This window comes from Thermoanaerobacter sp. A7A (assembly GCF_000445185.1).
Lineage (GTDB): Bacteria > Bacillota > Thermoanaerobacteria > Thermoanaerobacterales > Thermoanaerobacteraceae > Thermoanaerobacter.
This window is the reverse complement of record NZ_AVAF01000127.1, coordinates 1-10,036: the sequence shown is the minus strand read 5'-3', so window position 1 is coordinate 10,036 and position 10,036 is coordinate 1. Positions and strand designations below refer to the sequence as shown.

Genomic DNA, 10,036 nt, shown 5'->3' with positions numbered 1-10,036 from the left:
TTTCCTTACTCTTCTCTACACCTTTTTTTCGCCTCACTGTTCATTTTTCAAGGTCCCTCACTGCTTCTCCGCAGCTCCTCTATATTATCAAATCTATCTTCTCTTGTCAATACCCCTTTTTGCTGTCTTGCCGCCTCAGCAGCGACGTTTATTAATATATCATTTTTAAAAGAATTGTTCAATCCCTATAAAACTCCATTATGTCGAAAAATAGCAGAAAATGTCCTTGTTTTTTTCTTTATACTCTTTTTTGCTGACTTTTATTCTTCTTTGCAGTTATCCTTCAAAGTGAAAAATATCTTTTTTTATCGCTGTAAAAATTCTTTTGTCTATCTCAGGTATTTCTTTCTTTAAATCTATTATCAAATTCCTTATATAATGTCTTGTCGTATGTCCTTCAACAGGGCAAGGGTTCTTTACAACAGGCAAATTATTCTTTTTCACCTCACTTCTTATGTCTTTTTCCTTAACATATATCATAGGTCTTATTACAGTAATTTTTGACCTGTCTAAAAAAGAAACTGGCTCAAAGGTATGAAGCCTTCCATTGTAAAACAAATTCATGATAAAAGTATCTATCAAGTCATCATAATGATGTGCTAAAGCCACTTTATTGCATCCTTTTTCTTTTGCAAAATTGTTTAAAGCTCCTCTTCTTAAATTTGCACACAAAGAGCAGGGATTTTCTTCTTTCCTGTAATCAAATACTATCTTTTTTATATCTGTTTCTTTAATAAAAAAAGGTATCCCTTTTTCTCGGCAAAAATTTTCTACAGGCGTTGGGTCAAAATTATCATAGCCTAACGTCAACATCAATCCCATTACCTCAAATTTTTTCGGATAAAAATTTTTAAGGAGATGTAATCCATATAAAAGGGTTATACTGTCCTTTCCTCCTGAAACACCAACAGCTATTATATCTCCTTCTTGTATCATATTAAAATCTTGAACTGCTCTTCTTATTCTTCCAAGTATTTTTTGCATACTATCACCCCTTCAATATTAATACTATTCACAGGAATATGTCAATACAATTGAATACTTTGACTAATTATGATATAAAAAAATTACTAGAAGTTGTGAGGAGAGATGTTATGGCAGACGTTATATTAAGAAACACAAATATTAAAAGGATTTTAAATGGTCACCCTTGGATATACAAAACTGAAATAAATATAATTGAGGGAGATTACACTCCAGGTGGAATTGTAAATGTTTTAAATCACAAAAAAGAATTCATAGGAAAAGGATACATAAATCTAAAATCCATGATAACTGTCAGATTATTGACCAGAGATATTAATGAAGAAATAGATAAAGAGTTTTTTCGAAGAAGAATTAAAACAGCCTGGGAATACAGAAAAAAAGTTATGGACAATTTGAGCTCCTGCAGAGTTGTATTTGCAGAAGCAGATTTTTTACCCGCTTTAATCGTGGACAAATTCGGTGACTATCTTGTTTTGCAAACTCTTGCATTAGGTATAGATAAATATAAAAATACAATAGTAAAGCTCCTTGTTGAAATATTAAATCCCAAAGGCATTTATGAAAGAAATGATGTAAATGTAAGAGAACTAGAAGGGCTTCCACAGCAAAAAGGATATTTGTACGGCAAGTTTGACACAATGCAACAATTTGAAGAAAATGGAATAAAATTTTGGGTAGACATTGAAAATGGCCAAAAGACTGGGTATTTTTTAGATCAAAAAGAAAACAGAAAAGCAATTCAAAATTACGTTAAAGATGCAGAAGTTCTAGACTGTTTCAGCCATACAGGCTCATTTACAGTACATGCCCTTCACTATGGTGCAAAAAGAGTTGAGACAGTCGACATCTCTGAGGAAGCCATTGAAATCGCAAAAAAGAATGTAGAACTCAATGGTTATCAAGAAAGATGTAATTTCGTATGTGACAACGCCTTTGACCTATTAAGAAGATATGACAAAGAAGGCAGAAAGTTTGATACTGTAATACTAGATCCCCCTGCATTTACAAAAAGCAAAGAAACTGTAAAAGACGCATTAAGGGGATACAAGGAAATAAATTTAAGAGCATTAAAAATTCTAAGAGAAGGAGGCTTTCTCATCACCTGTTCTTGTTCACAGCACATAAAACCTGATATGTTTTTAGATGTCATTAAAGAGGCAGCCAATGATGCCAAAAGAAATGTAAGACTTGTAGAACAACGTACTCAATCAAAAGACCATCCAATATTATTAGCCTCTGAAGAAACTCAATACTTAAAGTGCCTAATTCTACAAGTCTTATAAAAAAGAACACTTTCCCTATTTTTATCATATTGTGTAATAGTGAAAGTGTATAAATGAGGTGAAAAAATGGAGAGGCAACAATTAGGCTCCAGGCTTCTATACGAGGGTACCGTCGGGTACGATGTCCTTCAGCTTCAGATGATTCTTCAAAGTTTAGGCTATGACCCTGGTCCAATAGACGGCATTTTTGGGCCAAGGACCAAAAACGCTGTTATGAGATTTCAAAGGGACAATGGCCTTAAAGTTGACGGAATTGTAGGACCTGAAACAATGAGAGTTATAAATATGCTTATACCTTAAAATTTCCTGCTTCCCGGCTTTACAAGAGGAATGCCTTCTTTGCAAAGGGGACATTCCTCTCTTTCAAATGCTTCAACATACAAGCTTACCACAGACTTAAAAGGAACTTTAAAATTTACCTTCCCGTCACTTCTATCAACTATGCTTCCAACTCCTATAACATTGCCTTTTAAAGAATTGACTAACTCTATAACTTCTTTTACGGAGCCCCCTGTTGTCACTACATCTTCTACTACAAGCACATTTTCTCCTTCTTTGATTTCAAACCCTCTTCTTAGCTTCATTACTCCTTCTTCTCTTTCTGCAAAAAGAGCTTTTGCTCCAACTTGACGAGCAACTTCATAGGCCAATATAATTCCTCCAATTGCAGGCCCTATTACAACATCTATTTCGTGGCCTTTAAATTTTAATGCCAATTCTTTACTAAAAATTTCGCTGTATTTAGGATATTGAAATATTTTCGCACACTGCAAATAGGTATTGCTGTGTTTTCCTGATGTCAATAAAAAATGTCCTTTGTTAATTACTCCTAACTTGCTAAAAATCTCTAAGACTTCTTCTTTTTCCATTTTCTCATCCCCTTTAATCAACCTTTAAAGAACCTATAATCTCATTTATGTCTTCTATATTGTTTAAAACCATATATTGTTTTATTCCCTCAATAACCTCAATTGTGCAATTGGGATTTACAAAATTACAAGTGCCAATTGCCACTGCCTTCGCCCCCGCAATCATAAATTCTAATGCATCTTTAAATGAACTTATACCGCCCATACCTATAACAGGAATTTTCACGGCTCTCGCTGCCTCATACACCATCCTAAGGGCAATAGGCTTTATAGCAGGTCCAGACAAACCCGCAATCACGTTCTTAAAAACAGGGGTTCTTGTATCAATATTTATAGCCATTCCTGCAATTGTATTAATTAAAGATACAGCATCTGCTCCTCCATCTTCTGCTGCTTTAGCACAAACCCCCATATCCGTCACATTTGGTGTTAATTTTACAATAACAGTTTTTTGTGTAACTTTTTTTACTTCTTTTGTTATATTAAATATATCATCAGGATTTATTCCAAAAGCCATACCACCTTTTTTCACATTTGGACAGGAGACATTTATTTCAATTCCATCAACACCATCTATATCAAGCTTCTTTGCCATGTAAGCAAATTCCTCAATGGTTTCTCCTGCAATATTTACTATTACAGCAACATCATGATCTCTTAAAAAGGGCAGCTCTTTCTCAATGAAAGCATCTACACCCGGATTTTGAAGCCCTACACTGTTTAGCATTCCACAAGGAGTTTCATAAACTCGTGGAGGTGGATTACCTTCTTTAGGTTTTACTGTAAGTCCTTTTACAACTATTGCCCCTAATTGATTTAAATCAATATATTCTCCGTACTCTCTTCCAAATCCAAAAGTACCTGAAGCTGTCATCACCGGATTTTTTAACTTAAGTCCCCCAACTTCAACTTGTAAATTCAAAACTCCACCTCCTCTGCCCAAAAGACGGGACCATCTTTGCACACTCTTTTGTACTCAAAACCACCATCTTTTTTCACTTTGCAAGCGCATACAAGACAAGCTCCTATGCCACAAGCCATCCTTTCTTCTACAGATATTTGACAAGGAATGTTATTTTTAAGAGAAATATCTTGTAATATCTTTAGCATAGGCTTTGGTCCACAGCCATATATTATGTCAATCTTATCAATTATATCCTCAATTCCTTGTGTCACCATTCCTTTTTTCTCAAAACTTCCGTCCTCTGTCGTGACAATAACTTCTCCTAAATTTTTAAACTCCTCCACAAGAAAAATTTCACTTTTAAATCCCAACGCAATATACAAATTTTTTGCTTTGATTTTTTTAGCAAGGTATAGAAGGGGAGGAATGCCTATTCCCCCTCCTACTATTAACACATTTTTGTCCTCATATAGTTCAAAACCATGTCCGTGAGGACCTGTTACTTCAATTGTGTCTTTTTTTTTCATTTCGGATAAATTTTTAGTACCTTCCCCTTTAACTTGGTACACAATTGTCATGGATTTGTCATCAGCAGAGCATACGCTTATAGGCCTTTTTAGAAAAGTCTTGCCTTTGCAGTCTACCATTACAAATTGGCCTGGAGAGGGTATTCCCCCTTTCCACTCAAATACCAATTTATAAATGCCACTGGCTATCTTTTCATTAGACAATATCCTGCTCTTCATCTTTCACCTCAACAAGCAATGTATTTTCTTTTAACAAGCCCATTGTTAATCATGCCTGTCATAAGAATTACCTCTGCTCTCGCCGCTTGTGCATACTCATATTCAGAATATACATCTTTCCAGTAAGGAGTTTGATATGCATAGATAACGCTCCGGGAAGAATTTATTATCGCGCCAAGTCCATTCTCATCAAAACAATCCATTATATCTTCAACAGTCCCCCCTTGTGCCCCATAGCCTGGCACTAGAAAGAAGCAATTTGGCATTTCCTTTCTTAACACTTTTGCCTCCTCTGGATATGTTGCACCTACTACTGCACCTATAGAACTATAGCCATATTTCCCAACTGCTGACTTTGAAATTTTATTTATTATTTTAGCAACTCGTTGATATACGTATTCTCCTGTTGCAGTTTTTATATCCTGTATATCTTTAGAACCTTTATTTGAAGTCTTGACAAGTGCAAATATACCCTTATTGTATTTGATCGCATCTTCTACGTAAGGGATTATAGTATCTTCACCCATGTAAGGATTTACAGTAATCGCATCAAACAACTGGTTTTGCATATATGCTTTTGAATACATTTTTGCAACCTCTTGTATATCTCCCCTTTTAACATCCGCTATTACCATAAGCCCTAAATTTTTAGCGTATTCAACAGTTTTGAAAAAAGCTTTAAATCCTTCTATCCCATAAGCTTCATAAAAAGCAACTTGGATTTTGACCGCAGGCACAACATCGTAGACTGCATCTATTATACCTTTGTTAAAAAGGTATAAAGCTTCAGATATGCCTTCAATATTTTCTCCTTTTCTCTTAAAAGCAACGTCTTTTATAAATTGTGGAGTTTTTTCAATTCTGGGGTCAAGCCCCACTACAACAGGGCTTTTCTTAGCTTTTATACTCTCAATTAATTTATCAATAAACATCTACACCATCCTCTTATTGAAAATTTATTCATTTTATCGCATAAATATTCCTTTATTAATTATACCTCAATTTTTTCAATTTTTCTATCCCTTGCATATTTTATTTGACCTTCAACTATTGTGTATTCCACAACTCCTTTTAGCTTCATACCATGGAAAGGTGTGTTTTTCCCTTTTGATTTAAATTTATCTTTGTCAACTACATACTCTTCATAAGGGTCTACAATCACAATATCCGCTGTCTTGCCAACCTTTATCCCACTGGATATACCCAGTATATTTGCAGGATTTATGCTCATGTAATTGACCAAATCTTTCATGTTCATTTTACCTGTCTGTACAAGGAAAGTATTTATCACGGAAAAGGCTGTTTCTAAGCCTGATATTCCAAAAGCAGCCATGTCGTAAGGCACTTTTTTGTCATCCTTAGTGTGAGAGGCATGGTCTGTCGCGATTGCATCTATTGTGCCATCTTTCAACCCTTCTATTAATGCTTCTATATCCTCTCTTGTCCTTAAGGGTGGATAAGCTTTTGTGTTTGTATCGTAATTGTAGACTGCTTCATCTGTCAAGGTAAGATTGTGAGGAGTCACTTCAGCAGTTATTTTCACTCCCTTTTCTTTTGCTTCTCTTATAAGTTCGACACTTTCCTTTGTTGAGATATGTGCGATGTGAATCCTTACACCAGTTGACTTTGCAAGTATGATATTTCTTGCAAGCATGACTTCTTCTGCTTCTCTTGGTATGCCTTTTAATCCTATCATTGTGGAAATTACTCCGCTATTCATTACACCTTCGCCACTTAATGTTTTGTCTTCACAGTGAGTTATCATGAGTAAGTCATACATTTTTCCATATGTCATTATCCTCTTCATAAGCCCTGTACTCATTATTGGAAAACCGTCATCAGATAAGGCAACAACCCCTGCTTTTTTAAGTTTGGCCATCTCGGTTATCTCTTCGCCTTTCATTCCCTTTGTCATGGCTCCTATAGGTAGTACTTTTACAACTCCTTCTCTTTGCGCAATGCTTTTTACATATTCTACTACTATTTCATTGTCTATAGGAGGATTTGTATTTGGCATGCAGGCAACAGTAGTGTAACCTCCTGCTGCTGCAGCCTCTGTCCCTGTTTTAATAGTCTCTTTCTCTTCAAATCCCGGCTGCCTTAAATGTGTGTGCATATCCACAAAACCTGGGAGTACATATTTACCTGTCGCATCAATTACTACTGCATCCGAAATTTCTATATTTTTATCTATAGCCTTTATTATTCCATAGTCTATTAATATATCCGCTTTAACTTCACTTCCAAACCCATCTATTACAGTACCGTTTTTTATAATCATCCTCATTTTAATTTCTCCTTTCACAAAGTATTTTTAAAAGTGCCATCCTGACAGCGACACCGTTTGTCACCTGTTCTTCTATGGCAGAATACTCAGCATTTGCTGCTTCTGAAGTAACTTCAACATTTCTGTTTATAGGCCCTGGATGCATCAATATCGCATCAGGTTTTGCAAGTTTAATTCTCTCTTTATTTATCCCAAAATATTCTCTGTATTCGTCAATTGATGGGAATAGTCCACTTTTTTGCCTTTCCAATTGAATTCTTAGTCCCATCACTACATCCGCATCCTTTATAGCTTCTTCCACATTGTAGTAAGCTTTAACTCCCATTTTTTCTATTTGCGGTGGCATCAAGGTGGAAGGGCCTGCAACTCTTACTTCCGCCCCCATCTTTTTAAGACCCCATATATTTGACCGTGCAACTCTGCTATGCATAATGTCTCCTATTATTGCCACTTTTAATCCTTCAAAGCTTTTTTTCTTTTCTTTGATTGTCATCATGTCCAACAAGGCTTGGGTGGGATGTTCATTTATACCATCTCCTGCGTTTATGATAGAGGCATTTGTGTATTTTGCCATAAGATGCGGCGCTCCACTCATGTTGTGCCTTGTTATTATCACATCCGCCTTCATCATCTCAACAGTCCTTATGGTGTCTATTAAAGACTCCCCTTTAGCAACACTGCTGGTTGCCACTTCTATATTGCCGTAATGGGCTCCTAAATACTTTGCTGCCATCTCAAAAGATAGTCTTGTCCTCGTGCTAGGTTCGAAAAAAATCGTCACAACTGTCTTTCCTTTTAGTATCTGTGAATATTTTTCTCCATTTAGAATTTTTTTCATCTCCTTTGCAGTATCTAAAACTTCCAGTATTTCTTCTTTCGATAAATCCTTAATGCCTAATAGGTCTTTTCTATCCACATTACCTTCCTCCTTTCAAAAAAAGAGTAGTAACCACATCACAATAATGTGAAATGGTACTACTCTTTTTGTATAAAATATTCTCTTTTGTTAAAATTAGGGTTTTGAATTTTGGCATAAAAAATCCTCCCTTTTTAGAGTTTAATACTCCGGGAGAATATTTATCATTCTCCCTTTTTAGCCTCGCTGGGCTAAATTAAAGGTGCTACTTTTCAGTTATTACCACTCTGTTGACTTTGTCTACTTCCTCCAACATCACATTTACTATTTCATTTTTTGATGTTGGAACATTTTTACCCACATAATCTGGCTTTATAGGCAATTCCCTGTGCCCTCTGTCTATTAATTCTGCCAGCTGTATTGCCTTAGGCCTCCCTAAATCGATAATTGCATCCATAGCAGCCCTTATAGTCCTTCCTGTGTATATCACGTCGTCCACTAATACCACTATTTTACCTACTACATCTACACCTATATCTTTTTTCTTCACTAAAGGCTGTTCAAGGTCTGTTGTGAGGTCATCGCGATATAAGGTGATATCCAATGACCCTACTGGAGGCTTTTTCCCTTCAATTCGCGATATATACCTTGCTATTCTTTCTGCTAAAGGCACTCCTCTTGTCTTAATGCCTACCAAAACCACATCTTCAATGCCTTTATTCCTTTCCACAATCTCATGGGCTATTCTTATCAAGGCTCTGTCTATGGCTTTTTCATCCATTATCTCTGCTTTTATCTTCAACTTCCTAACCTCCACAAAAAAACTTCTTGCACTGGCAAGAAGTTTTTTATGCTACATTATTTGTAACCTTGCCAGCCTCACAGGACTGCTTAAAGGACTTCGTTTTCTATATATTATCACATTCTTTTCAACTTGTCTATATGGAATATTTAAAAAAAATAAAAATTGTGCTAAGATGTTAGTATTGACACCAATATTAAAAGAAGGATGTGACAAAATGGAAGTAGGAAAAGTACCTGTAGAAATACTAAAAAGAAGTGTTTTCCCTTATCTTGGAGTTAAAAGAAAAGAAGTTTTAGTCCACTCCCAATTAGGAGAAGACAGTAGCATAATCGATTTCGGCGAATACGTGGCAGTTCTTTCAACAGACCCCATAACAGCAGCAGACAAATTAAGCGGCTTTTTATCTGTCATAATATCCTGTAATGACTTGGCTTCTTGTGGTGCAAAGCCAATTGGAATATTATCAACTATACTGCTTCCTGAAGGTACTGAAGAAACTACTTTACATGGCATCATGAAAGAAATAGATGGAGCAGCAAAAAAATTAGGCATTGAAGTTTTAGGAGGCCACACAGAAATAACCACTACAGTAAACAAGCCTATTATAAGCACAACAGCAATTGGCATGGCTAAAAAAGGTGAGTACATAACCACAAAAGGCGCAAAAATAGGCGATGATGTCATAGTTACAAAAGCTTTAGGCCTTGAAGGCACAGCAATTTTAGCAACTGACTATGAAGATTTGCTGCTAAAGCGCTACGATAAAGATTTTATCTTAAAAGCACAAAGTTTTATAAACGAAATAAGTGTCATAGAAGAAGGACTTACTGCAGCACAAAATAGTGCAAATGCAATGCACGATATAACAGAAGGAGGAATATTAGGAGCAGCCTATGAAATCGCAGAAGCATCAAGCCTTGGCATTGAAATATATGAGGAAAAATTGCCAGTACGCCCTGAGACAAAAGAAATTTGCCGTTTTTTTGGCATAAACCCTTTAAAGCTCATATCCAGCGGTTCAATGATAATTACTGCCAGTGATGGAGATAAAATAGTCAAATCTCTATCTGAAAAAGGAATACAAGCTACAATAATAGGTAAAATTATAAAAGAAGGGAAATATTTAATAACATCAAAAGGAAAAGAAGAAATAACTCCACCAGAGCGAGATGAGATATATTTAGTAAATAGAGAGAGAATAAAAGTTTAATTCTTGCCTGAAGTGTTCCGGCTCAGGATGACAAACATAATCTAAACTTTTTAATGAGTAGAACGTCTTAATATTTCAATCAACCTTAC

Annotated in this window: 12 protein-coding genes; 3 read left to right on the top strand and 9 right to left on the bottom strand. The window is 35.6% G+C overall.

Annotated elements, in window-relative coordinates:
* Positions 1–47: 47 nt before the first annotated feature.
* Positions 48–182, bottom strand: coding sequence for a hypothetical protein (locus tag M663_RS15530; RefSeq protein ID WP_273702691.1), 135 nt, complete (start codon positions 180–182; stop codon positions 48–50).
* A gap of 94 nt (positions 183–276) precedes the next feature.
* On the bottom strand, positions 277–984 hold the full coding sequence (locus M663_RS0109950; RefSeq protein WP_029688810.1) for a tRNA 2-thiocytidine biosynthesis TtcA family protein: 708 nt from the start codon (positions 982–984) through the stop codon (positions 277–279).
* 110 nt (positions 985–1,094) lie between these two features.
* Between M663_RS0109950 and M663_RS0109945 the strand changes: the two genes are divergently transcribed.
* On the top strand, positions 1,095–2,270 hold the full coding sequence (locus M663_RS0109945; RefSeq protein ID WP_029688809.1) for a class I SAM-dependent rRNA methyltransferase: 1,176 nt from the start codon (positions 1,095–1,097) through the stop codon (positions 2,268–2,270).
* Between the two features lie 66 nt (positions 2,271–2,336).
* Complete coding sequence (locus M663_RS0109940) at positions 2,337–2,570, top strand: peptidoglycan-binding domain-containing protein (RefSeq protein WP_003868407.1); 234 nt, start codon at positions 2,337–2,339, stop codon at positions 2,568–2,570.
* On the opposite strand, the gene pyrE is transcribed toward M663_RS0109940, so the two are convergent.
* The 7 genes from pyrE to pyrR all read right to left on the bottom strand — a co-directional run bounded on the left by pyrE (position 2,567) and on the right by pyrR (position 8,734).
* Positions 2,567–3,139 carry an orotate phosphoribosyltransferase gene (gene pyrE, locus M663_RS0109935; RefSeq protein ID WP_029688808.1) on the bottom strand — a complete coding sequence of 191 codons (573 nt, stop codon included), beginning with the start codon at positions 3,137–3,139 and terminating at the stop codon, positions 2,567–2,569. The genes M663_RS0109940 and pyrE overlap by 4 nt on opposite strands.
* Positions 3,140–3,152: 13 nt before the next feature.
* Complete coding sequence (locus tag M663_RS0109930; RefSeq protein ID WP_029688807.1) at positions 3,153–4,061, bottom strand: dihydroorotate dehydrogenase; 909 nt, start codon at positions 4,059–4,061, stop codon at positions 3,153–3,155.
* Complete coding sequence (locus M663_RS0109925) at positions 4,058–4,789, bottom strand: dihydroorotate dehydrogenase electron transfer subunit (protein ID WP_029688806.1); 732 nt, start codon at positions 4,787–4,789, stop codon at positions 4,058–4,060. Before M663_RS0109925 ends, M663_RS0109930 begins: the two co-directional genes overlap by 4 nt.
* Positions 4,790–4,797: 8 nt before the next feature.
* Entirely contained in the window at positions 4,798–5,721 is a 924-nt protein-coding gene (gene pyrF / locus M663_RS0109920; protein ID WP_029688805.1) for an orotidine-5'-phosphate decarboxylase, read from the bottom strand.
* A gap of 59 nt (positions 5,722–5,780) precedes the next feature.
* A complete protein-coding gene (locus tag M663_RS0109915) occupies positions 5,781–7,076 on the bottom strand; it encodes a dihydroorotase (protein ID WP_029688804.1) in 1,296 nt (431 codons plus the stop codon).
* A 1-nt stretch (position 7,077) separates the two neighbouring features.
* Positions 7,078–7,992, bottom strand: coding sequence for an aspartate carbamoyltransferase catalytic subunit (locus tag M663_RS0109910; protein ID WP_029688803.1), 915 nt, complete (start codon positions 7,990–7,992; stop codon positions 7,078–7,080).
* A gap of 205 nt (positions 7,993–8,197) precedes the next feature.
* On the bottom strand, positions 8,198–8,734 hold the full coding sequence (gene pyrR / locus M663_RS0109900; RefSeq protein ID WP_029688802.1) for a bifunctional pyr operon transcriptional regulator/uracil phosphoribosyltransferase PyrR: 537 nt from the start codon (positions 8,732–8,734) through the stop codon (positions 8,198–8,200).
* A gap of 217 nt (positions 8,735–8,951) precedes the next feature.
* Between pyrR and M663_RS0109895 the strand changes: the two genes are divergently transcribed.
* A complete protein-coding gene (locus M663_RS0109895) occupies positions 8,952–9,947 on the top strand; it encodes an AIR synthase family protein (RefSeq protein ID WP_029688801.1) in 996 nt (331 codons plus the stop codon).
* Positions 9,948–10,036 lie beyond the last annotated feature (89 nt).

Excerpts from the sequence above, each read along its gene's own strand:
- M663_RS0109950 (WP_029688810.1), bottom strand. The coding sequence starts at position 984 with ATGCAAAAAATACTTGGAAGAATAAGAAGAGCAGTTCAAGATTTTAAT.
- M663_RS0109945 (WP_029688809.1), top strand. The coding sequence starts at position 1,095 with ATGGCAGACGTTATATTAAGAAACACAAATATTAAAAGGATTTTAAAT.
- M663_RS0109940 (WP_003868407.1), top strand. The coding sequence starts at position 2,337 with ATGGAGAGGCAACAATTAGGCTCCAGGCTTCTATACGAGGGTACCGTC.
- pyrE (WP_029688808.1), bottom strand. The coding sequence starts at position 3,139 with ATGGAAAAAGAAGAAGTCTTAGAGATTTTTAGCAAGTTAGGAGTAATT.
- M663_RS0109925 (WP_029688806.1), bottom strand. The coding sequence starts at position 4,789 with ATGAAGAGCAGGATATTGTCTAATGAAAAGATAGCCAGTGGCATTTAT.
- pyrF (WP_029688805.1), bottom strand. The coding sequence starts at position 5,721 with ATGTTTATTGATAAATTAATTGAGAGTATAAAAGCTAAGAAAAGCCCT.
- M663_RS0109915 (WP_029688804.1), bottom strand. The coding sequence starts at position 7,076 with ATGAGGATGATTATAAAAAACGGTACTGTAATAGATGGGTTTGGAAGT.
- M663_RS0109895 (WP_029688801.1), top strand. The coding sequence starts at position 8,952 with ATGGAAGTAGGAAAAGTACCTGTAGAAATACTAAAAAGAAGTGTTTTC.